Source organism: Mycobacterium neumannii, from assembly GCF_048452905.1.
Taxonomy (GTDB): Bacteria; Actinomycetota; Actinomycetes; order Mycobacteriales; family Mycobacteriaceae; genus Mycobacterium; species Mycobacterium neumannii_B.
In genome coordinates, this window is record NZ_JBCGVF010000003.1 from 1,934,395 (window position 1) to 1,956,847 (window position 22,453).

Here is a 22,453-nt window from a genome sequence, read left to right on the forward strand (position 1 = left end):
ACATCAGCCGATGATGCGCGCGATCGACTTCATCGGGATCCGCAACCAACTCGGCCGGAAGCGCGCCTCGTACGCGGCCTCGTAGATCGCCTTGTCCAGTTCGTAGGCCGCAAGCAGCTGCCCGGAATCTCGCGGGTCAGTACCCGACACCTCGGCGTACCCCTCGCAGAACGACGCGGCGTTGCGGTCCACCCATTCGCGGGCCCGCGCACCGAGCTGACGGTCGTGGTCTTCGTCGGAGGACTGTTCCATCAACCGTTGGTACGCGGCGTATTCGAAGGACCGCAGCACCCCGGCCACGTCACGCAGCGGGGAATCCGGTCGGCGCCGTTCCTCCAGCGGCTGACCGGGCTCGCCCTCGAAGTCGATCAGTAACCACCCCTCGGGAATGCGCAACACCTGGCCGAGATGCAGATCGCCGTGGATGCGCTGAACAGTGACGGTCTCGTCCGACAGCTTGCGATACCGCTCTTCGATCCGCGGCGCGTACTGCTCGAGATCGGGGACGGACTTGGTCGCCGACGCCAGCCGCTCCAAGGCCGTGTCGGTCGGGAACGCGGTGGTCTCGGTGCCCAGTTCGTCGGCCAGCGTGGCGTGCACCGACGCGACCGCCTCACCGAGCCGGTACGACTCGCCCGCGAAGTCGCCCCCGACCTCATCGGCGTACAGGTCGCCCTCGGCGAACAGGTCGCGGGTGCTGGCGGTCGCCATATCCCAGCCCTCGGCCGAGGTCGCCGCGAACTCGGTGACCATGCCGAGCGCGCACGGCTCACCGTCCTCGCCTCCGTCCCAGGTGGTCTCGAACGAGCCGAGCAGCCGCGCCACATGCGGGTTGCCGGCGCGGGCCAACACCCGGTTCAGCTCGATGTCCGGGTTCGTACCCGGCGTGATACGGCGGAAGAGCTTGAGGATCGCCTTCTCCTCGAACACCACGCTGGTGTTGCTCTGTTCGGCCGACGAGACCCGCGGCGCCGCGTCCAGGGGCAACTCCACACCGGGTTCCTTGACGAAGCGCACCGCCTCGGCTCCGGACCCCACCGTCGCTGACGAGTCGATCAGCGACAGCAGGTACTGGGCCGCGCCGGGGTCGTAGAGCGCGTCGTAGGCGGTGCGCTCGCCCGAGGAATCGGCGGACACACCGATCGTCGCGACCTCTAGGAATTCATGGTCAATCGGACCCCTATCAGATGTCGCCGCATTCGCGGCTCCAAAGTTCCAGCGCACCAACACCTGATAGCGCTCGCTCGAGCCATCGGTGTAGGACACGTCGAGCAGTACGAGGTCAAGATCCTCACGCAGGGCGGTACAGGCCGCCTGCTGCACATTCGCCAATTCGCGGCTGCGGCCGGCGTACCACCGCTGGTGCGGCAGCCACTCTTCGAACGGCAGGGTCATGACTGTTCTCCATGCTCCGGGCTGGGTGCCTTCAGCGAGAACCAGTAGAACCCATGGCCGGGCAGGGTCAATAGGTACGGCAACTGGCCTATGCGGGGAAACTCCACGTATCCGGTCATCTCGACCGGCGTGTATCCGTTGTAGGCCTGCAGGTTCAACTCGATCGGCTGAGGGAACCGGGAGAGGTTGTTGACGCAGAGCACGGTGTCCTTCGCCCCGGCCCCGTCACCTGAGTCCTTCTCGACCTCACGGACGTAGGTGAGCACCGACGGGTTGGAACCGCCCAGTTCGTGGAAGCTCCCGACGGCGAACGCCTCGTGGCGGCTGCGCACCGCGAGCATCGTGCGTGTCCAGTTGAGCAGCGAGTTCGAGATGTCTCGCTGCGCTTCCACGTTGACGGCCTGATAGCCGTAGATCGCGTCCTGGTTCGGCGGCAGATACAACCGCCCGGGCGTCGCTGTGGAGAAGCCTGCGTTGCGGTCCGGCGTCCACTGCATCGGGGTGCGCACCGCGTCGCGGTCGCCGAGCCAGATGATGTCGCCCATCCCGATCTCGTCGCCGTAATACAGCACCGGCGAACCGGGCAGCGACAGCAGCAGCGCGGTGAACAACTCCATCTGGTTGCGGTCGTTGTCCAGCAGCGGCGCCAGCCGTCGGCGAATACCGACGTTCGCCTTCATCCGCGGATCCTTCGCGTACTCGGAGTACATGTAGTCGCGCTCTTCGTCGGTGACCATCTCGAGCGTCAACTCGTCGTGGTTGCGAAGGAAGATGCCCCACTGCGCCATCTCGGGGATGTCGGGCGTCTGCGCCAGGATCTCCGAGATCGGGAACCGCGACTCGCGTCGGACCGCCATGAAGATCCGCGGCATCAGCGGGAAGTGGAACGCCATGTGGCATTCGTCACCGCCGGTGTCCGGATCACCGAAATACTCGACGACGTCGGCGGGCCACTGGTTGGCCTCAGCCAACAGCACGCGGCCCGGGTACTCGTCGTCGATCACCTTGCGGCAGTGCTTGAGGAACGCATGCGTTTCGGGCAGGTTCTCGCAGTTGGTGCCTTCCCGCTCGAAGAGGTAGGGCACCGCGTCCAGCCGGAAGCCGTCGATGCCGAGGTCGAGCCAGAACCGCAGGACGTCGAGCATCGCCTCTTGAACCGCGGGGTTGTCGTAGTTGAGGTCGGGCTGGTGGCTGAAGAAGCGGTGCCAGTAGAACTGCCGTCGCACCGGATCGAAGGTCCAGTTCGACTCCTCGGTGTCGACGAAGATGATGCGGGCGTCGTTGTACTTGTCGCTGGTGTCGCTCCACACGAAGTAGTCGCCGTACGGACCGTCGGGGTCGCGGCGTGATTCCTGAAACCACGCATGCTGATCGGAGGTGTGGTTCATCACCAGGTCGGTGATGACGCGGATACCGCGACGGTGTGCGGCGTCCAGCAGCTCGACGAAGTCTTCGACGGTGCCGAACTCGGGCAGCACCTTGTAGAAGTCGCGGATGTCGTAGCCACCGTCGCGCAACGGCGAATCGTAGAACGGCGGGAGCCAAAGACAGTCCACGCCAAGCCACTTCACGTAGTCGAGTTGCTCGGTCAGCCCGCGCAGATCGCCGATGCCGTCGGAGTTCGAGTCGTAGAAGGCGCGCACCAGCACCTCATAGAAGACGGCACGTTTGAACCAGGTGCGGTCCTCGGGCAGGATCCGGGCGTGGCTGAAGTCTTCGGCGGTGGGGTGCTCGACGACACCGTCCTCGACGTGACTGCCCTCCGCCGGGTCGTGGTCGGCGGATGCTCTGACACCGCTGTGCTTATCCATACGGCCTTCAACCTACCCACGTCGCGAGGAAACGAATCGGCGGAAAGCTCTGCCGACGCTCACTTCGGTATCGTTCCGGCGTGGCCACACGTGATCACGGCGACCCTGGCGATGCACCGTCGATTCCTCCGCCGCTGACGGAGGTCGTCAACTCCGTGCGCCCGACGGCCGCTGAGGAAGCTCGGACCATCGCCGCATCCACCAATACCGCAACATTGGCCACGCTGACGGCCGACGGCGATCCGTGGGCGTCGTTCGTGACGTACGGGTTGCTCGACGGCGCCCCGGTGCTGTGCGTGTCCAACCTCGCCGAGCACGGCCGCAACCTGTTGGCCGACCCGCGGGCGAGCATCGCGATCGTCGCGCCGACTTCGGAGACCGACCCACTGGCCAGCGGGCGGGTCACGCTCGCCGGGGTGGTGGAGCGACCCGCCGACGATGAACTCGCCGCCGCGCGCGAGGCACACCTTTCGGCCGTCGCCGCCGCCAAGTACTACATCGACTACAGCGATTTCACGTTGTGGATACTGCGAGTGCGGCGGGCGCGCTGGGTCGGTGGTTACGGGCGGATGGAGTCGACGACGGGTGAGGCGTATTCGGCCGCGCAGCCCGATCCGGTGCAACCGTTGGCGGCAGGAGCCGTCGCGCATCTCAACGCCGACCACGCCGACACGCTGGTCGCAATGGCCAAGGCGCTGGGCGGCTACCCGGACACCACCGCGGCGACCTGCACCGGCGCCGACCGGTACGGCCTCGACCTGCGGCTCACCACCGACCGCGGGCTCGCCTACACGCGGATCGGCTATCCGAAGAAGATCGACTCGGTCGACGAATTGCGTTCGGCCGCCGTGGAGCTGACCCGCCTGGCGCGCCGCGGCTGAAATACGATCACCTCATGACTGCTGCGGCTCCCTCCGGGCGACCGGCCACATGGCAAGCGGCGTTCGACCTGATCGCCACGCGCGGCCACGAGCGCCGCGAGGAGCCCTTCAAGTTGGCCAGCGGCCAGCTCAGCCACGACTACATCGACGGCAAGTACGCGATCGACACCGGTGAGCGGTTGACCATCGTCAGCCGCGCGGTCGCCGAGCTGGCCGAGAGCCGCAGCATCGAGTTCGACGCGGTCGGCGGGCTGACCATGGGCGCCGACCCGCTGGCCCACGGCGTCGCGATGGTCACCGGCAAGGCGTGGTTCTCGGTCCGCAAGGAGCAGAAGGCGCGCGGTCGCGAGCAGTGGATCGAGGGCACCCGTTTGGCGCCGGGTACGCGGGTGTTGCTGGTCGACGACGTGATCAGCACTGGCGGCTCGACCGAGATCGCGTTCGACCGGGTGACCGCGGCGGGTGCGGTGGTCACCGGCGTGATCCCGATGGTGGATCGCGGCGACATCGCCGCCAAACGCTTTGCCGCGCGGGGCGTGCCGTTCGCCGCGCTGGTCACGTACCGAGACCTCGGCATCGAACCGGTCAAGGACGTCTGAACTCCCGTTAGGTCAGCCGATCGCGGCGGCCCAGTGCTCCGCCAGGTATTTGGTGGCGGCCTCGGTCTGCTGGGGTGAGGGCACCGTCACCGGCCCGTTGATGACGGGCAATGACTCCGCCGCCGCCTTGTCCAAAGTGCCGTCGGTGGCCATGTTGTCGGCGCGGACCGGTCGAACACCACCGAGCGCGAACAAGTTCTGGCCCTCGTCGCTGTAGAGGAATTCCTGCCACAGCCGCGCCGCGGCCGGGTGCGGCGCGTCCTTGTTGATCGCCTGGTAGTAGTAGCCGGCGACGGTGTAATCCGGCGGAACGAACACCTGCCACGACGGCAGCTTCTTGCTTTCGGCCGCATTGATGTAGTTCCAGTCGATCACGACCGGCGTCGGACCGGACTCGATGGTGGACGACGTCGGGTTGACGGGGACGAAGTTGCCCGCGTCGGCCAACTTCCGGAAGAACTCGACGCCCGGCGCGATGTCGTCGACCGAACCACCTTGGGAGAGCGCGACCATCACCACACCCGAGAACGCGGCACCGGCCTGGGTGGGGTCGCCGTTGAGTGCCACCGTGTTCCGATACTCCGGCTTCAGCAGGTCGTCGATGCGCGTGACCGGCGGCACCTTCGTCGAGTCGTAGCCGATCGACATGTAGCCGCCGTAATCGTTGACCCACGTTCCGTCCCGGTCTTTGAACGCCGAAGGGATGTCGTCGAAGTTGACCACCTTGTACGGCGCGAACATCCCGGTGTTGGCGAGCGCGACGGACTGTCCGAGGTCGAACACGTCGGGCGCGGTGCTGCTGCCCTTCTGCTGATTGGCCGCGTCGATCTCGTCCTGGCTCGACGCGTCGGACTGCGCCGAGTTGACCTTTATGCCGTACTTGTCGGAGAACGCCCTGATGATCGCGCCGTAGTTTGCCCAATTCGGTGGTAGGGCAATCACATTGAGTTCACCCTCGTTCTTGGCCGCCGCGACCAGCCCGTCGATCCCGCCGAAATCCTCGGCCGACGTGGCTTCGGCGGGCTTGACACCGGTCTGGGTCTGCTCGCCGTCACCGCTCTGTTCCGGCGATGCGCACGCGACCGAACCTGCCAGCAGCAGAACGGATGCGGCGAACGGAGTCGCCAGAGTCGTGATCTTCAATGCCGAACCTTCCGATGGTCAGGAGTCGGCGCGGTGATGCAGCGGTTACCGCACCGAATCGTCCCGGTGGATGACGCCGAGCGAGGCGCTCGAACCCTATCGCGGCGGTTGTGACGACGCACAACTCCCATCGGAGTTTGCCAGGCCGACCGCTTTGCCCGGCGTTAGCATTCTCGTGTGGCGCGACGCGAAGTTTCGGGGGACTTCGACTACCTGATCGACGATCCGGTCGATGTCGCGGATGCCGCCGATCCGGCGACAGAAGCGGACGCCGACGTCTTCGATCCCGACAAGGTGCCGGGCCGCGACATGATGTTCGACGCCTTCGACGAGAACAGCTGGTACTTCGAGCCCGCCCCGCCGCCCTGGTACCGAACTAAACGAAATCTCAGCATCTTGATCGCCGCCGCGATCGCGGCCGTCGCGCTCGTGGTCTCCGCCGTCCTGCTGGTGCTCCAGTCGCCTGGCGAGTCCGCCGACCAGGAGTCCGAACCGGTCCGCCCGACCGTACAGACCACGGCACCGGCGCGCACGCAATCGCAATCACCGAGCACCCCGCCACCGTCGCCACGGCCTGCTCCACCGCCACGCGTCCAGACATCGGCGGCGCCGGTCGCCCCTCCGCCGCCGGTGATCAACCGACCGCGCACACCACCGACCAGAGCCGGCCGCGACCCGGAGATCGGGGTGACGCGCACGCCGGTCACGCGGTCGCCGATCAGCGTCGCACCGCAGCGGCCCAGCCAGCCTCGGTGAACATGAACGCATTCGATCCGGAGGCCATGTTCGCCGCTGCACCCGTCGCGGCGCTCGCCACCGTGGGTCCCGCAGGGGCGCCACACCTGGTGCCCGTCGTGTTCGCCGTGCACGCCGGGATGGCCTACACCGCCGTCGACGCCAAGCGGAAGTCGACGCGCAACCTCCGGCGGTTGAGCAACATCGAGGGCAACCCGCAAGTGAGCATGCTCGTCGACCACTACGACGACGACTGGACCCAGCTGTGGTGGGTGCGCGTCGACGGCCGAGCCGAAATCCACTACAGCGGCGAAGAATTGGCGGCCGGATACGCGCTGCTGCGCAACAAGTATCCGCAGTATGAGCGGATCGCCCTCGACGGCCCGGTGGTCAGCGTGGCCATCACGAAGTGGGCTTGGTGGCAGGCCTGAGCGCCAAATCGATCAAGCCCTTGTGCTCGCTGTCGGATAGGGGAATTGTGGTCTAACACACACTTTGGCGGCGGCAGGGCAGCCGTCGTGGAAGGGAACGTCATGGCTGACAAGACGACACATTCCCAGGGCGCCGGAGCCGCCCCGAACGCGGACAGTCCGGCCGCCATCCGCAATGTGGTGCTGGTGGGCCCATCGGGTGGCGGCAAGACAACACTCGTCGAGGCACTACTGGTGGCCGCAGGAGTCCTGACCAGACAGGGTTCCGTTCAGGACGGCACCACCGTCTGCGACAGCGACGACGCCGAGATCGCCCAACAACGTTCGGTAGGCCTTGCACTCGCATCGCTACGACACGACGGCATCAAGGTGAATCTCATCGACACCCCCGGATACGCCGACTTCGTCGGGGAACTGCGGGCGGGGTTGCGCGCCGCGGACTGCGCGCTGTTCGTGATCGCCGCCAACGAAGGAGTCGACGAGCCCACCAAGGCGCTGTGGCTCGAATGCAGCCAGGTGGGCATGCCGCGTGCCGTGGTCATCACCAAACTCGACCACGCTCGCGCGAACTACGCCAACGCCTTGGCCGCCGCCCAGCAGGCATTCGGTGACAAGGTGCTTCCGCTGTACCTGCCCGCGAACTCGCCGTGCACGGGGCTGATCGGGCTGCTGTCCGAGACGCACTACGAGTACGCCGACGGCAAGCGCACGGCCACCCATGCACCCGACGAGTCGTACTTCAATGCGATCTCCGAACACCGCGGCCTGCTGATCGAGGGCATCATCGAGGAGTCCGAGGACGAGACGCTGATGGAGCGGTACCTTGGCGGTGAGGAGATCGACCAGTCGGTGCTCATCGACGACCTGGAGAAGGCCGTCGCAAGGGCGACGTTCTTCCCCGCGCTCCCGGTGTGCAGCGGCACGGGCGTCGGCACCCAAGAACTGCTCGAGATCATCACCGCGGGCTTTCCCCCACCGCCCGAACACCGGCTGCCTGAGGTCTTCACACCGCAGGGCAAACCGCGCGCCGAGCTTCCGTGCGACCCGATCGGCCCGCTGTTGGCCGAGGTCGTCAAGACGATGTCCGACCCGTACGTGGGACGGGTCAGCCTGGTCCGGGTGTTCTCGGGAACCATCACCCCCGATTCGACAGTGCATGTGTCCGGCCACTTCTCGTCATTCTTCGGCGGTAGCGGCTCCTTGACCGGCTCGCTCGCCGCGCACGAGGACCACGACGAGGACGAGCGCATCGGGTCGCTGTCGTTCCCGCTCGGCAAGCAACAGCGTCCCGCCCCCGCGGTGATCGCCGGCGACATCTGCGCGATCGGACGTCTCAGCCGGGCCGAGACCGGTGACACGCTGTCCGACAAGTCCGATCCGCTCGTGCTGCGGCCATGGAGCATGCCCGAACCGCTGCTGCCCATCGCGGTGCAGCCGAGAGCGAAGACCGACGAGGACAAACTGTCCGGCGGTCTGCAACGGTTAGCCGCCGAGGATCCGACCCTGCGTATCGAGCAGAACCCCGAGACACACCAGATCGTGCTCTGGACGATGGGCGAAGCGCACGCCAACGTCGTCGTCGATGCGCTCTCCCGGCGCTACGGCGTCGCCGTCGACACCGTCGAGTTGCGCATTCCGTTACGAGAAACGTTCGGCGGCAAGGCCAAAGGACACGGGCGCCACGTCAAGCAGTCCGGCGGGCACGGTCAGTACGCGGTCTGCGACATCGAGGTCGAGCCGCTGCCCGAAGGCTCCGGTTTCGAGTTCATCGACAAAGTCGTCGGCGGCGCGGTGCCCCGCCAGTTCATCCCGAGCGTCGAAAAAGGCATTCGGGCGCAGATGGAAAAGGGGGTCGGACCCGGCTACCCGGTCGTCGACATCCGCGTCACGCTGTTCGACGGCAAGGCCCACAGCGTCGACTCGTCCGACTTCGCCTTCCAGATGGCCGGCGGCCTCGCGCTGCGGGAAGCGGCCGCGGCGACCAAGGTGAACCTGCTCGAGCCTGTCGACGAGGTGACGGTGCTGATTCCCGACGACTTCGTCGGCGCCATCATGGGCGATTTGGCCGGGCGGCGGGGCCGTGTGCTCGGCACCGAAAAGGTTGGCGCCGACCGGACACTGGTCAAGGCGGAGATCCCCGAGGTCGAGCTGAGCCGCTACGCCGTCGACCTGCGTTCGCTTGCCCACGGTGCGGGCACGTTTACCAGGACCTTCGCCCGCTACGATCCGATGCCCGACCACGCCGCCGCGAAGGTCGCATCGACGGTGTGATTCGGGTCAATCAGCGGATTCTGCAGCCGCTGCCAGAGACTTCTCAGGCCACCTCCCTAGCGTCGCCGCAATGAAGGACCGAACGCATCTGCTGGCTCACGTGATCGTGACCGGGGTCCTGGCGGTCATCGTGATGGTGGCCGCCTGGCTCTGCCTGTTCAACGGCGCCATCTGAATGCATCACCGGGGCCGATCCCCACTCCAGCTGAAGCTGTTGACGTATTTGCCCATATCCAGGGCGATCTGGAGGTTGGCACCGGACGGTTTGCCGAACCCGAAGTCGGGGCTGAACTGGTGGTACGGCCCGACTGCTGCCGCAATCAGCGCCAGGTCGTTCTTCACCGCGGCCACGACCAGGACCCGCATGCGCAGATAGCTGCTGTTGGCGCCTTGCGGCCAACAGTCGGCGACTTCGCCGTATCCCGAGTGGAAGCCGACCATCGCGTTGGGAATCTCATAAGCGGTCCGGGTGTCGGGAAAACTGGCTTTCACCAACGACTTTGCGATTTCCTGCGCGGACCGGCCCGCGGCGGGTTCGCTGAACAGCTGCAGCGTCCCACCGTCACCGGCGAGGAGTTCGGCGGTCACCCCGTTGGGCTTGGTGCTCACGCGGTAGGCCGAGTCCGACGCGGGATATGACACCGAGAACGCGCCGTCCGGCGAGGTGAAACGGGGATTGATGGACACCGGGGTGCCGGTTGGCGGACGCCCGCAATCGGGTGGGCATACGTAGCGCACCGGCGGCTTGGCCATCATCGCCGACATTCCGACCAGGGCGGTGGCGATCAGCGCGATCACGGCCAACCATGTCAGCACCAGCCGCCTGCGCGAGGTCCGCCGCGGCGCCGCGGCCGCGTATGCGCCGGCCGGAACCGCGTACCCGGGAAAGAAATTCGTCGGTGCGCTCATTCCGGGTCACCGCGAACCGGCCGCGATTCGCGCCTCGCCCTGCGTGAAGAGCGCGACGACGCACGCGTCGCCACCCCGCACGCCGGGCAGAACGCCATATCCGGCACGACGTGTCCGCAGTGCGGGCACAACAGCGGTTCCTCCGCACGGATCTCGTCGTGTGCCTCGTGGAGCAACGCCAGGTGTAGGCCGACCCGCAACACCAGCAGCGCCACCCCGGCCAACACGAGGTAGAGCACCAACATCAGCACCTGCGGGAAGCGGGCGACATCGATCAGGCCCAGCGCCAGATACACGACCAGCACCGCGGCGGCGAAGCCGAGCAGCATCGCGCGCACGACACCCGGGCGTTGGTCACGTTTGCTCGGTGGCCGGGTGAACCACAGTGCCGCGCCGATCAATCCACCGGCCGCCGCGGCGATCAACGGCGCCGCCAGTCCCCGGATGCCCGCCTCGACGAGCAGGCTCTCCATCGGGCGCTTGCTCACCACGCCGGTGCCGAACTGCGGAGCCAACCGGGTAAGCGTCGCCGCCGCGGAGAAGCTCAAGCCTCCGAGTGTCCCGATCATGAAGCCGTCCAACGCCTCTCGTGAGGACGGGCGCGTCACGCGAACGATCACGGCGGGTGACAACATCAGGATGACTCCGCCGAGTGGAACCACGATGCCCATGCTCAACATGCGCATGCCGACGATCGCCGAACCCAATGCGACTCCGTAGGACTTGGCGAACATCGCACCCGTCAACAGCGCCCAGCCGACGGCGAGCCCCACCGCCAGGACAACCGTGAGAACCAGTGTGCCGACGGGAAAGTCGCGGAAGGCATCGGACTCGCGAAGGTACAAGACGAACAGCAGCGGCAGCCCCAACGCGGCGACGGTCACCACGGCGGCGGGCAACCGCAGCAACGTGAAAGCGATCAGCGCCGCCACCAACACCAGCAGGCCGATGCGGAACGCGGAGCGCGAGCGCTGCGGCAGGTGCGGGAACAGCGAGCTGGCGACCGAGAGCTGCAGAAGGTGCTCTTTCGGCGCGGCGCTGAAGTCGAGCGGCCGCAACCAGTCCGGGCCTTCGCGCGGCCGCGGTGTCAGGTGACATCCGCACAACCCGCAGTACTCGCCGGCCGGCACGTCGGTCTTGCAGACCCGGCACTCCGCGGTCGGCACGCTGTCGTCGTCACCGGTGGTCATGCGGCCGCCTTCTGGAGCGTGAGCACGTTGCGCACGAGATTGTCGACGTCCGGAGTGCCGAGTCCGGTCACCAGGTCATAGCCGGGCAGCGCGTCCGCGACCGCGTTACCTCCGAGGGTGACGTCGCGGAAGGCCGGCAGCTCCGCGCCCCGAGAGATGCGGTACAGCAGCGGGTTCAGGTCGCCGAGCAGGCGTCCGCCGTTGGCGAGCAGGTACTGGTTCATCACCGCGGCCAGGCCCGCCCATATCGGTGCCGACTGCGACGTGCCGCCACCGACCAACGGCGTCTGCGCAAAGACGATGCGCACACCGGTGAACGGGTCCGCGACGGCTGCGACGTCCGGAGTCAGCCGTCGGTCGGTGTCGAGGTCGGGCCACACCTCGCGCTGCCAGTCCGGACGGTCGAACACCGCCGAGACACCGCCGCCCGTGCCCACCGACAACGGCACGTCGAACCAGGCCTGCTCGGACAGCCACCGACCGTCACTGTCCGTGGACAGGGTGGTGCCGCCCACATCGGTCATCTCCGGCAGCGAGGCGATCGAGTCCAGGCCGATGTCGGACTCGCCCGGCGGCGAGGACCAGTCGTCGCCACCTTTGCACTCGAGGCCCGCGAGGTCGCCACTGGCGTTGAACGCCGTGGTGCCGTGCGACTGCGCGGTGGCCAGCGCGGAGCGCACGGGGGCGAGGTCGGCGGCCGTGATCAGCTTGTCGCAGCCCCACCCGATGGAGAAGCTCCACACGGCGCCGGGATACCGACGGTCCGTCTCTTCGAGCATCTGGCCGATGCGTTCGAACGCGCCGTCGGCGGTGACGGTCGGAAGCGCACTGACCACGACCTTGCGCGCATCGGGAGCGACGGCGTGTGCCACCTGAAGGTCCATCGTGGCTTCCCCGCGCGGTTCGTCGAGTTCACCGATCACTTCGGGGGTGAAGCGGGGCAGGTCGTAAGTGTCGGCGAAGCTGTCGAGGTCGGCCTGGTCGAAGCCGTCGAAGGCGAAGAACACGATCGTGGTGCCCTTGCCGGTGTAGCCGGCTGCCGCCAGCGGCGCGGCGTTGTAGGTGTTGCGCAGCGCCTCGGGGGTCAGGCCCTTGTCCGGCACATCCAGCGGCAGCGACCAGATGTGCGACGTGTGGTGCGGCACGTAGCCGAGGATCCGGCCGATCTCTGAGACCTCCTCGCGCAACGCGTCCGGCACGTCCGGTTGTTGGGGGGATGCATAGAACACCTGGCCGCGGCGGCCGCGATAGTCACGGACCTCGACGTCGAACGCATCCGCGACGGACGCCGCCGGTCCTTCCACCACCGCCCACAGATGTCCCGGGCGCCACCGGACGGATAAGCCGTAGCCGTCGGCCCATCCGTACACCCCCGCGGGGCGGTGCTCGTCGCGCAACGCCACCGTCAGCTGAACCCCGCTGTCGAGCGAGGGCCCCAGATCGGTCGAACTCGCCAACAGGTAGGAGTACGGCCCGGCGATCACCTCGCCGCCGAAGCGCGCGGAGACGGGGCGCAGATCGGAGACGAGTACGAATACGCCCGCCGTGATCAGCGCCAGCACGCCGAGATGCCGCGCACTCACCGTCCGGCCCGGGCCGATGGACGGCTAGTGGTCGCCCGGGATCGCCGTCGGCGCAGGCGGCGCGGTCACCGTCGGCGAGAACGGGTTGGGTCCCGGCGAGATGCGCGGCGCCTTGTCGGTGGTCTCGACCGGCGGCGGAGGCGGCGCCTCGGTCGTGGTGGTCGTGGTGGTCGTCGTGGTGGTCTCCTCCGGCGCCTTCTCCTCGGTGGAGCACGATGCGCTGAACATGACCATCGCGACCGCGGCGGCACCACCCGCGGCGGCGGCGATGCGACGACCGATCTGAGCTGACCTCATGGTTGCAGTCCTAACTGTCCCGACCGGTGCGGAGAAGGCTTCAAGATCAAAGCCGGCATTCGAAGCCTAATCGAAGATCGGCACCCTCGCTCAGTTCGAAATCGCAGCTAGCGACGCTGCGGGAACTAGGAACCGGACTTCAGCGCGGCCAACGCCTCGGCCAACGTCGAATACAGCGAGAACACCTGGTCAAGCCCGGTCAGCTGGATCGGCCTGCTGGTCGCGGGCCCGTCGGCCACCACCGCGAAGCGTGCCGACTTGCTCACGGTCTCGTGCGTCGCGACCAGCGCCTGCAACCCCGCGGACGCGAGGAAGTCGACCGCCAGCAGGTCGACGACGAGGGCGGATGGCTCCTGCGTGAGCGCCTCGGTGATCGCCGCCTGGAACGCCGGGACCGTTGCGAGGTCGACGTCACCGCCGACCGTCAACACAGCGATGCCGTCCTCGTGGGAGATCGAAGTGGTTATCGGCTCAATTCGTGACAACGGTGGTCCTCCGGTAGGCGCCGCCACCACGACGGCAATGGGGCGAGCTTAACGCGTCGCGTCCTGCCATAGATCAGTGCTTCAGCGGTTCATGCTGCGATACGCAGGCTAATGTCGAGAAGAGACTTGTGCGCTGGGCGATTCCGGGGTGAACGCGAGCTGGGAGGGCCGACTGCCGCGAACATGACCGACACCGCAGACTTCTACCAGCGCTACGAGCGCGAACGAGCGAGAGCCGACGATCTCGCCGATCGCGACGTGTTCCGCAGCGCGTTGGTCAACTCGCTTCAAGAGGGTTTCTTCGTCACCGACTCCACCGGGTGCGTCGTTGAGATCAACGACGCCTTCGCCGACATCACCGGATACGGCCAGGACGGTTTGCCCTACCCGATGCCCCATCCCTGGGCGGTCGACGGCGTCGCGGCCGCCGATCGCAGGGCCGCACTGGCGCGCGACGGCCACATGGCAGCCGAAACCAAGATCAGGCACCGCGACGGACGCACGCGCTGGGTCGCGATCAGCATCAATGCCGTCCCCGACCACAACTCGCGGCGCGGTCTCTATGTCGGCACCATGCGCGATGTCACGGCACCCCGCGCCGCGGCGGAGCGCGACCGGGCGATGGCGCGGTTGGCGACGGCGGTGAGCGTCGCCAAGGACGTCGACGAGGTGCTGGCGATCACGCTCGCGCAGTGCCGCGTTCCGTTGGATGCGCAGCGTCTGATCGCGGTGATGTGGCCGAAGGCCGACGGTGAGGATCCGACGGTGCGGGTGGCCGGTGAACCCGCGGTCGCCTCATGGAGGGACCTCGGCGAGGACTGGCGCCGCACGTTCGAGGACGCCCGCACGTGGATACCGCTGACGGTGACGCCGGTCGGCGCGGTTCCGAGCGCCGGCACCACCAGGGGCTTCGTCGCAGTGCTCTCCGGGGCGCGGGACGTCGTGCTGTGCCTCGAGCACCGGGTTCCGCGGATGGTCAGCGCGGAGGACCGGCGACTGGTCTCGGCGCTGGTCGGTCACCTCAGCTCGGCCTTGCAGCACGTGCGGCAGTTCGAGAGCGCCAGGGAGACATCGCTGACGCTGCAGCGGTCGCTGCTGTCCCCAATCGATCTGCCGCCTGGCTTCGCCGTGCGCTACGAGCCGGCCGTCCATCCGCTGGAGATCGGCGGCGACTTCTACGACGTGCTTCCCGTCGGTGACGGCCGGATCGGGATCGTGGTCGGGGACTGCGTGGGGCGCGGACTCGCGGCCGCCGCTGTGATGGGGCAGCTGCGTGCGTCTACGCGCGCGCTGCTGCTCACGGGGGCGCGACCGTCGACGGTGCTCGAACACCTCGACGCGGTCGCCGAGTTCATCCCGGACGCATACTGCACCACCGTGTTCGTCGCGATCGTCGACACGGTGTCCGCATCCGTGGAGTACAGCAACGCCGGTCACGTTCCGCCGGTGCTGGTGTCTACAACCGCGTCACCGCAACTGCTCGACGAGGCCAGATCGGTCCCCGTCGCCGTGACGCACTCGCGGCCCCGCCCGCAGACGACGCATCCGTTACCCGCGGGCTCGACGCTGATGCTCTACACCGACGGCCTGATCGAACGTCGTGACCGGTCGATCGACTCCCAGATCGACCGGATGTCGGCGGTGTTGGCCGATACCGCGAGGATGCCGATCGAAGGTGTCGCCGACGCGGTGCTGCGCGCGTTGGTGCCTGACGGCGGTTTCGACGACGACGTGGCGATCGTGATCTACCGGTCGCCGAAGGCCTCCCTCGTCATCGACGACACCGCCACCGCGGCGAAGTTGACCGAGATCCGGCACCGGTTGGCGGCCTGGCTGGCCGCCAACGGCGCCTCCGACGAGTCGGTTTCCGATCTCATCCTCGTCGTCAACGAGGCCTGCTCCAACAGCGTCGAGCACGCCTATCGCGGCCACGAGCCGGGGCGTATGCGCATCGAGGCCGAGATCCACGACACGGCGATCCACGTGCGGGTCACCGACTTCGGGTCGTGGAAGGCGCCGCCTCCCGATCCCGGCACCCGAGGCCGGGGCCTGTTGTTGATGCGCGCCGTCAGCGATCGCGTGGATCTCGACGGAACGGCGGCCGGCACCACCGTGGATATGACGTTTCAGTTACCGGAGATTCGAGTTTGAACCAGCTCTGCCCGCCTGGATGCCGCTGTCGTGGTATTACAAACATTGGCAAGGAACGTCTGTCAGGAAGAGGCAGCGATGCGGATTATGTGGCATGCACAGAGGCGGTGGGGCGGCCTCTAGGACATCGGGAGGTTCTGTGATCGGACTCACTCACACTGCCGTCCATTGGTGTGCCTTTTTGACGGTGGGGGACTGAAAGTAGTGACCCGCAACCAGTTCCGGCTCGAGTCCGGAGACGCTGAGGCACCCCCGGTCGTCACCGCGGTCGGCGAGATCGACTTGGCGAACGTCGACGAGTTCAGCGACGTGCTGTCACGCGCGACCGCGGACAACTCCTCTGTCACGGTCGACCTCACCGGGGTCACGTACTGCGACAGCGCCGCCCTGCGGGAGCTGTTCTCTGTCGCGGCGAACGCCAAACTCGAACTGGTCGTGCCCACGAACGGGCCGATCACCACACTTCTCGGGATCTCCGGCCTCGACAAGGTCGCGACGGTCACCGTCATCGATTGAGCGGACCGCGGTGCCAGCACCCAGCTTTCAGCCTCGCCAGCACCCCGAGCTGATCACGCTGTTGCACCGGATCCTCGAACGATTGCAGGCCGACGTTCCCGGCACCGCGGGGGTCGCCGTCACCGTCCACGACAAGCGGTTCAACGAGGACGCGTCCGCACTCGCCGCGCTCGGTATCGAAGAGAAGATGATCGCAGCTCAGCTGTCCGGACTGGGCGGACCCGTGGCCGACGCATTGACTCATCACGTGCCGGTGCTGAGCCTCGATCTGTGGACCGATGAACGTTGGCCCGACCTGACCTTCGATGCGGCCGCCGGACTCGCCGGCGGCATCGCGACCGACTTGAAAGCCGTACACGGAGCGGCGGCCGTGCCGGGCTTCTGGCGTGAGGACGCGGCGATCGTGTTGTCGTGCACGTTAACCGAGTCCGCTTCGGCGGTCACCGTCACGACACTTGGCGCCTACGAGCAACTCGTCTCGGCGGCCCTGGTCACCACCGCCGCCCAGAACGAGGCCGCGTTCGAGGACCTGCTGGCCGCGCTGCAGTCGCGCGGCGCGATCGAGCAGGCCAAGGGCGTGTTGATGGGGTTGGTCGGCTGCGACGCCGAGCAGGCGTGGAGCCTGCTGCGTCGCGCGAGCCAGGAGTTCAACGTCAAGCTGCGCGAACTGGCGGTGGCGCTGTTGGAACATGTCAGCGGTCGTCCGGCCCAGCAGCCGGGTATCGCCGAGCCGATCGCTCCACAGGAGTCGGCGCGTGAAGCGGCTCGGCTCTTGTGGACAGCGATGGCGCATGAGGAGCGTCGTTCCGACGGTCCGTAGCGTCTGGCCCGTGCTGTCAGGGCCCGTGTTTGGCTGCCGCGGCGGCGGCCTCCGCCTCGAGTTCCTCTTCGAGCGCGCCCTCCTCGCGGCCAAGCGCGATCGTGGCCGCAGCCATCGCGACGACGGCGGCTGAGATCGCGATCGCCTTCACGCCGCCGACAGTCATATGCTCGCCGAGGACCACCGCGCCCAGCCCAACGGCGACCACCGGTTCGAGAACCAGCATCGTCGGCACCGAGGTCTGTAGGGATCCGGCGTGGAACGCCGACTGTTGCAGGAACACCGCTAGGACGCCCAGCACGAGGAGCAGGTAGAGCGCAGGAGTGGTCACCACCTTGCCCACGCCGCCATTGGCGAGCAGGAACATCACGATTTTCGTCAGCAACGCGACAACGCCGAACAGCAATCCGACCGTGACCGCGAGCAGCACCGCACGTTTCCACCCGGCGGTGCGGACGGCCAAGATCACACATGCGGTCACCGCACCGGCGCAGACGACTGCTACGAGAACGGAAAGGGGAACGGACGCCTCGTAGTCACCTGGTCGGGTCTTGGCAAGCACCACGAACACCGCCAGCGCCGCGGTGAGCACCATCGCCCACATCCACTCCCGGCGAGTGACCCGACGGTTGGCGAGCCGAGCGCTCAGCGGCAGAGCGAACAGGAGCGCCGAGGTCAGGATGGGCTGAACAAGGAGCAACGAACCCTTGATCAAAGCAAGGGCCTGAAAGCCATAGCCAGCCAGCGCGGCGGCCGTGCCGGCCCACCACAGCGGCCTGCGCAGCAGCGTCGTCACCATCACGGTGCTGATGCCGTGCTCCTCCGGTACGTCCAAGGTGGCGCGCTGTCGAACCACGATGCCGATCGCCAAGAAGACCGCGGCGAGCAGGGCGAGCAGGACGACCAGACCCTGATCTACCACGAGTGGCCTACCAAAGCTTCTTGCTCCTTTCCTGCCAGGCTGCGCACATCGGCCAACAACAACATACGGATCGCGGGCCTGCGCGCCTGGCTCGGTGGCAGCGACCGTTTGCGAGGTTTGGTGCCCCACCTATCGGGGCATCAAACCGATCATGAATCTGCGACGTTTGCTTGTGCTGGTCGGTGCGGTGGTCCTCCTGGTTGGAGTCATCGCCATGCTCGTCCCGGTGTCGATCTCCGGGCCGGACAACCAGAAGATCTCGTGTGGCAATGCCATCGCCGCGGACGACTCCGAGGCCAGCCAGGCCAACAGCAACGATCCCAACCAGCTGAAGAACCTCCCGATTATCGATGAGCTGACTGAGGATCCGCCGGACTACGTCGCGCAGTGTCACTCGGCGGTGTCCGATCGTCGCATGTGGTCGATTCCGGTCGCGATCATCGGTCTGGTCGTGCTGGTCGCCGGATTCCTGGTCGGCGGCCGCAACACGCGGGCGGGCTGACGCCAGTCGGTATCGCGAGGTCGGCCGGCGGCGACCCAGCCGAGCCTTGGACGCTAGCTGGCCTCGCGGTCGCCGGTGACCACGCGCAGTGACGGTGCCGCGGGCTCGGGTGCGATCCGTTCGTTGACCGTGGCGACGACGGTGTCGACGCGGTTGACCGCCCGGTCGCACAGACCGCGGACTCTGTCGCTGGCGGAGTCGACGTCGTCGGCGGCGCTCAACAGGTAGGCGCGCACATTGACGCGCAGTCGCTCGCCTGCGGCTCGGGCGCGGCGGCGCACCTGATCGTCGATCTCGACCGTGACGTAGGGCATCACGCGAAGCTTCATGAACCCACCCTAGCCGCGGGCTGTCGATCCGCGGTCTGTGCGAGCGGCCGGCCAGCGGACTCCCGCAAAGTGATGATCGTCGCGAGCGAGACCACCGCAGCGACGACCAGGTACCACGCTGGGGCGAGGTCGTTGCCGGTCTCGGCGGTCAGCCAGGTGACCACGTACGGGGTGGTGCCGCCAAACCCGGCGACGCAGATGTTGTAACCGATCGAGAATCCGCTGTAGCGCACGGTGGTCGCGAACAGTTCGACGCCGGCCGACACTGCGGTGGAGACGTAGATCGACTCGATGACGGCCAGGCCGCAGTGGGCGGCGATCGCGGCGACCAGCGACCCGGAATTGAGCAGCAGGAAGAGCGGATAGCCGAGAACCGCGAAGGCCACCGACCCGGCGATCAGCATCGGACGCCGGCCGATCCGGTCCGACAGCGCGGCCAACGGAAGGATGAGGACGAGTGCGACGAGACTGGCCAGTGTGACCGACAGGAAGGCGTCAGTCTTGGAGAACTCGAGCGTCTGGATGAAGTAGGTCGGCAGGAACGTGAACACCACGTAGTAGCCGACGTTGAAGACGATGAACATGCCGATGACTTGCAGGATCGGCCGCCATGACGTCGTGAACGCCTCACGCAGCGGCGACTCTGCGACGCGGTCGGTCTCGCTGAGTTCGGCGAAGTGCGGTGTGTCGTCGAGGCGCAGCCGGATGTAGAGGCCGACGAGGCCCAGCGGCCCGGCGATCAGGAACGGGATGCGCCAGCCGTAGCTCTCCATCGCCTCGGTGGGCAGCAGCGCCTGAAGCAGGGTCACGGTGATGGAGCCGAGCAGGAAGCCCAGCACGCCTGACCACGCCATGAAGGTGATGGTCAACCCGCGTCGGCGTTGGGATGCGAACTCCGCGAGATAAACGGCGCCGCCTCCGTATTCACCGCCGGCCGAGAACCCCTGCAGGCAACGCAGGAGCAGAAGGAGCAGCGGCGCGGCGACACCGATCGAGGCGTAGGTGGGCAGCACGCCGATGAGGACGGTCGCACCCGACATCAGCAGGATCACCAACGCCAGGACCCGTTGCCTGCCGATCTTGTCCCCCAGCGGGCCGAAGACGAATCCGCCGAGCGGACGCATGAAGAAGGCGGCCGCGAATATCGCGAACGTGTTCAGCAGTGCCGCCGTCTCGTTGCCCGCCGGAAAGAAGTTGGTCGCGATGAAAGTCGCCAGGAAGCCGTAGATCGCGAAGTCGAACCACTCGACGGCGTTCCCGATCGATGCGCCCGTGATCGCCTTCCGCACATCGCTTGGCATCCGACCTCCCGAAAGTAAGCGCTGCGCTGAGCATTTCGCTTACCCGGGGTGGCAAGCGCCCTACGAAGATATCGGCTACGTCCCCCGCCCGTTGGCCGAGTCGACGAGTCGGTCAGAACGGTGCGGGATCGGTGTCCGTGGTGTCAATGTTGGCGTCGGTGGTGATTTTCCACGGGTCATCGTTCTGTGGTGGGGGCCTACTGGGTTGGGTGGTCGCGGGCGCGGCCCATCTCTTGCGGTCGATGGCGTTGAGGGCGCGCTCACGTTCGATTCGTCGAAGCCGGTCTTGGGCGCGGGTTCGTCGGCGGCGCGGCATCATCGCGCCTTTGTCGCCGTGTCGTGCTGGTCCGGTGGGCACGAGCAGTGTGGCGGTGGTGGTGTCCCAGCCGGGGTAGAACAACCGGCTTCCGGGGTGGGTGAAATAGGTTCTCCCAGACGGTGCGGTCCACAGGACGGTTCCGTCGGGGTGCTGTTGATCGCCCCACCCGCCGAACGTTTTGAGTAGGTGATGAATTCGACACAGGCACTTGAGGTTCGACGGATGGGTGGCGCCAGCCGGAGAGGGCGTGGTGTGGTCAAGGTCGCAGAATTCTGCCGGGCGAGTACAACCGGGAAACCGGCATGTCATATCACGCATTCGGACAAATCGTGCGGTCTTGCCCGAAGGCCGATAGCCGGTCTCGGGCGCGGCGGGGGGTTTGTGAACCCACTGGACTTTGGCCCCGTTCTTGATCAGCTCAGCCAACAACGGGGTCGGGATCAGCCCGCCGCCGATGATCAGTGCCGCAGCGGATCTCGGCTTCGACCGCTCTGTCGCCGGTTCGGCAGCTTGCGGCTCTGTCGCCGGTTCCACCGGCCCCGCCGCCCGCTCTGCCGTCGCAGATTCGGCAGGTGTTGCGGGTACGGGTTCTGTGTTCGGAGCGTTGGCTTCGGTGATGACATTGATGACGAAGTGCGCTGCGCGGGGATCATCTTGTCCGGCTGACGGGCAGTCGGGACTACCGCATCTGCAACTCAATCCCTCGGCATTGGCAGCGATGGCGCCGAGCGCTTCGGAGCGACGCTGCCCCGCGGTGCGCGGATCGTCTTTGCATACCTGGCTCGACAACTGCGCGAGCCGGCGTTTGAGCAGTTCACCATCGGCGATGCTCAATCGGCCCCACAGTGACATCGTTCCGGTCACGTCATCACGCTTGCCCAGGCGTACATCCCGGTTCTGGGCGGCCTCGCGCATGCGCCGGCGCGCGTCGGGATCGTGCTGATCGACAAGGGAGTCGATCGCTGATTCCAGCCGCGCCACCGACAACCCACCCCACTCACCGGCACGCTGCGCGATCGCAGTGTCGATGCGCTGGGCGATCTGCGAGTCCACTATCAGCTGTGTCCGCCAGGTGATCGTCGACACCAGGGCCGCACTCAACCGTCCCTGGGCGAACAGCGCCGCGACTTTCGGGAGCCGCTCGCGCAGCGCCATCGCGATGCACATCTGGCTCGAAGCCGCCCGGTCCCCGACCCGCATCGCCGCCGAGATCTCCGCCGACGCCATCCGCCACCCGTCTACGGCCAGGTGATCGCGGTCCTCATCGGGTTCGGTGTAGCGCGCGGTCAGCTCCGCGGTGGCGGCCAGCCGCCGCGCGGCCAGCATCGCCTCGGCGCGCGCACACTCCTCGATCGCGGCCACGACTGTCTTGTCGTCGGCGCTCGCGAAATCGGATTCGAACATGTGTTCGAGTATGCCATCGTCCACCGACACGTTGGGACTATGTCGGCGCAACCTCCGGCGTACGGTTCACCGCTGCGAGGCACCCAACCAGAACGGCCGCGTCGCGAGCACGACAATCGCCAACACCGCAATCGGTGCCGCCAGCGGGACCCATGGCAGCTCAGGTGACAGCAGCACCGCCGCCAAAGCAATGCCCGTAAAGCCCAGTGCCCCAGCGACAGTAGGCACGGTGACATCGGCGGTATGCCGCAACACCAGGTACGCCGCACCGGACAATCCGCACAGCGCGGCCAGCACTGGACTCGCCGATGCCACCACGATCGCCGCGGCCGTCGACAACACCGCCAACGTGGCAGCCATCCGAAACACGTTGCCCAGCATCACCATCGCTACCGCAAAACCACACACAATCAATGCCGCATCGTCAGCAGCCAGTGCGGCCGCCGCCACCATCACGAA

At 67.0% G+C, this 22,453-nt stretch carries 22 protein-coding genes; 9 read left to right on the forward strand and 13 right to left on the reverse strand.

What is annotated here, in order from left to right:
* Window positions 1–3: 3 nt before the first annotated feature.
* Together AAHH99_RS15785 and treS are read right to left on the reverse strand one after the other, a co-directional pair.
* Window positions 4–1,395: a maltokinase N-terminal cap-like domain-containing protein gene (locus tag AAHH99_RS15785; RefSeq protein WP_418769434.1), complete on the reverse strand. Its 1,392-nt coding sequence runs from the start codon at window positions 1,393–1,395 to the stop codon at window positions 4–6.
* Window positions 1,392–3,206: a maltose alpha-D-glucosyltransferase gene (gene treS / locus AAHH99_RS15790; protein ID WP_418769435.1), complete on the reverse strand. Its 1,815-nt coding sequence runs from the start codon at window positions 3,204–3,206 to the stop codon at window positions 1,392–1,394. Before treS ends, AAHH99_RS15785 begins: the two co-directional genes overlap by 4 nt.
* Window positions 3,207–3,286: 80 nt before the next feature.
* Here treS and AAHH99_RS15795 point away from each other — a divergent pair, with 80 nt between their 5' ends.
* The gene (locus AAHH99_RS15795; protein ID WP_418769436.1) at window positions 3,287–4,087 is read left to right on the forward strand and encodes a HugZ family protein; all 801 of its coding nucleotides are present in this window, start codon (window positions 3,287–3,289) and stop codon (window positions 4,085–4,087) included.
* Window positions 4,088–4,101: 14 nt separating this feature from the next.
* Window positions 4,102–4,686, forward strand: coding sequence for an orotate phosphoribosyltransferase (pyrE, locus tag AAHH99_RS15800; RefSeq protein ID WP_418769437.1), 585 nt, complete (start codon window positions 4,102–4,104; stop codon window positions 4,684–4,686).
* 12 nt (window positions 4,687–4,698) lie between these two features.
* Here pyrE and AAHH99_RS15805 read toward each other — a convergent pair whose 3' ends face one another.
* Complete coding sequence (locus AAHH99_RS15805; protein WP_418769438.1) at window positions 4,699–5,829, reverse strand: ABC transporter substrate-binding protein; 1,131 nt, start codon at window positions 5,827–5,829, stop codon at window positions 4,699–4,701.
* A gap of 177 nt (window positions 5,830–6,006) precedes the next feature.
* On the opposite strand from AAHH99_RS15805, the gene AAHH99_RS15810 reads away from it, so the two are divergent.
* The 3 genes from AAHH99_RS15810 to AAHH99_RS15820 all read left to right on the forward strand — a co-directional run bounded on the left by AAHH99_RS15810 (window position 6,007) and on the right by AAHH99_RS15820 (window position 9,266).
* A complete protein-coding gene (locus AAHH99_RS15810; RefSeq protein WP_418769439.1) occupies window positions 6,007–6,585 on the forward strand; it encodes a hypothetical protein in 579 nt (192 codons plus the stop codon).
* A gap of 2 nt (window positions 6,586–6,587) precedes the next feature.
* On the forward strand, window positions 6,588–6,995 hold the full coding sequence (locus tag AAHH99_RS15815; RefSeq protein WP_418769440.1) for a TIGR03668 family PPOX class F420-dependent oxidoreductase: 408 nt from the start codon (window positions 6,588–6,590) through the stop codon (window positions 6,993–6,995).
* 102 nt (window positions 6,996–7,097) lie between these two features.
* Window positions 7,098–9,266, forward strand: coding sequence for an elongation factor G-like protein EF-G2 (locus tag AAHH99_RS15820; RefSeq protein WP_418769441.1), 2,169 nt, complete (start codon window positions 7,098–7,100; stop codon window positions 9,264–9,266).
* A gap of 180 nt (window positions 9,267–9,446) precedes the next feature.
* Here AAHH99_RS15820 and AAHH99_RS15825 read toward each other — a convergent pair whose 3' ends face one another.
* The 5 genes from AAHH99_RS15825 to AAHH99_RS15845 form a co-directional block, all read right to left on the reverse strand.
* A complete protein-coding gene (locus AAHH99_RS15825) occupies window positions 9,447–10,175 on the reverse strand; it encodes a hypothetical protein (RefSeq protein WP_418769442.1) in 729 nt (242 codons plus the stop codon).
* A complete protein-coding gene (locus AAHH99_RS15830) occupies window positions 10,172–11,365 on the reverse strand; it encodes a zinc ribbon domain-containing protein (RefSeq protein ID WP_418769443.1) in 1,194 nt (397 codons plus the stop codon). The genes AAHH99_RS15825 and AAHH99_RS15830 overlap by 4 nt, the downstream gene beginning before the upstream one ends.
* On the reverse strand, window positions 11,362–12,948 hold the full coding sequence (locus AAHH99_RS15835; protein WP_418769444.1) for a S53 family peptidase: 1,587 nt from the start codon (window positions 12,946–12,948) through the stop codon (window positions 11,362–11,364). The genes AAHH99_RS15830 and AAHH99_RS15835 overlap by 4 nt, the downstream gene beginning before the upstream one ends.
* Window positions 12,949–12,972: 24 nt before the next feature.
* On the reverse strand, window positions 12,973–13,245 hold the full coding sequence (locus tag AAHH99_RS15840) for a hypothetical protein (RefSeq protein ID WP_418769445.1): 273 nt from the start codon (window positions 13,243–13,245) through the stop codon (window positions 12,973–12,975).
* Between the two features lie 125 nt (window positions 13,246–13,370).
* The gene (locus tag AAHH99_RS15845; protein ID WP_418769446.1) at window positions 13,371–13,730 is read right to left on the reverse strand and encodes an STAS domain-containing protein; all 360 of its coding nucleotides are present in this window, start codon (window positions 13,728–13,730) and stop codon (window positions 13,371–13,373) included.
* Between the two features lie 183 nt (window positions 13,731–13,913).
* Between AAHH99_RS15845 and AAHH99_RS15850 the strand changes: the two genes are divergently transcribed.
* The 3 genes from AAHH99_RS15850 to AAHH99_RS15860 all read left to right on the forward strand — a co-directional run bounded on the left by AAHH99_RS15850 (window position 13,914) and on the right by AAHH99_RS15860 (window position 17,217).
* Window positions 13,914–15,881 carry a SpoIIE family protein phosphatase gene (locus tag AAHH99_RS15850; RefSeq protein WP_418769447.1) on the forward strand — a complete coding sequence of 656 codons (1,968 nt, stop codon included), beginning with the start codon at window positions 13,914–13,916 and terminating at the stop codon, window positions 15,879–15,881.
* Between the two features lie 204 nt (window positions 15,882–16,085).
* On the forward strand, window positions 16,086–16,397 hold the full coding sequence (locus AAHH99_RS15855; protein ID WP_418769448.1) for an STAS domain-containing protein: 312 nt from the start codon (window positions 16,086–16,088) through the stop codon (window positions 16,395–16,397).
* 10 nt (window positions 16,398–16,407) lie between these two features.
* Window positions 16,408–17,217, forward strand: a complete 810-nt coding sequence (locus tag AAHH99_RS15860; RefSeq protein ID WP_418769449.1) for an ANTAR domain-containing protein — start codon at window positions 16,408–16,410, stop codon at window positions 17,215–17,217.
* Window positions 17,218–17,233: 16 nt separating this feature from the next.
* Here AAHH99_RS15860 and AAHH99_RS15865 read toward each other — a convergent pair whose 3' ends face one another.
* On the reverse strand, window positions 17,234–18,139 hold the full coding sequence (locus tag AAHH99_RS15865; protein ID WP_418769450.1) for a DMT family transporter: 906 nt from the start codon (window positions 18,137–18,139) through the stop codon (window positions 17,234–17,236).
* A gap of 151 nt (window positions 18,140–18,290) precedes the next feature.
* On the opposite strand from AAHH99_RS15865, the gene AAHH99_RS15870 reads away from it, so the two are divergent.
* Window positions 18,291–18,641, forward strand: a complete 351-nt coding sequence (locus AAHH99_RS15870; protein WP_418769451.1) for an aminopeptidase — start codon at window positions 18,291–18,293, stop codon at window positions 18,639–18,641.
* Window positions 18,642–18,694: 53 nt separating this feature from the next.
* On the opposite strand, the gene AAHH99_RS15875 is transcribed toward AAHH99_RS15870, so the two are convergent.
* The 4 genes from AAHH99_RS15875 to AAHH99_RS15890 all read right to left on the reverse strand — a co-directional run bounded on the left by AAHH99_RS15875 (window position 18,695) and on the right by AAHH99_RS15890 (window position 22,447).
* Window positions 18,695–18,970: a hypothetical protein gene (locus tag AAHH99_RS15875; RefSeq protein WP_418769452.1), complete on the reverse strand. Its 276-nt coding sequence runs from the start codon at window positions 18,968–18,970 to the stop codon at window positions 18,695–18,697.
* Window positions 18,967–20,271, reverse strand: a complete 1,305-nt coding sequence (locus tag AAHH99_RS15880) for an MFS transporter (RefSeq protein WP_418769453.1) — start codon at window positions 20,269–20,271, stop codon at window positions 18,967–18,969. The genes AAHH99_RS15875 and AAHH99_RS15880 overlap by 4 nt, the downstream gene beginning before the upstream one ends.
* Window positions 20,272–20,383: 112 nt before the next feature.
* Window positions 20,384–22,024 carry a DUF222 domain-containing protein gene (locus AAHH99_RS15885; RefSeq protein ID WP_418769454.1) on the reverse strand — a complete coding sequence of 547 codons (1,641 nt, stop codon included), beginning with the start codon at window positions 22,022–22,024 and terminating at the stop codon, window positions 20,384–20,386.
* 36 nt (window positions 22,025–22,060) lie between these two features.
* Window positions 22,061–22,447, reverse strand: a complete 387-nt coding sequence (locus tag AAHH99_RS15890; protein ID WP_418769656.1) for a hypothetical protein — start codon at window positions 22,445–22,447, stop codon at window positions 22,061–22,063.
* Window positions 22,448–22,453 lie beyond the last annotated feature (6 nt).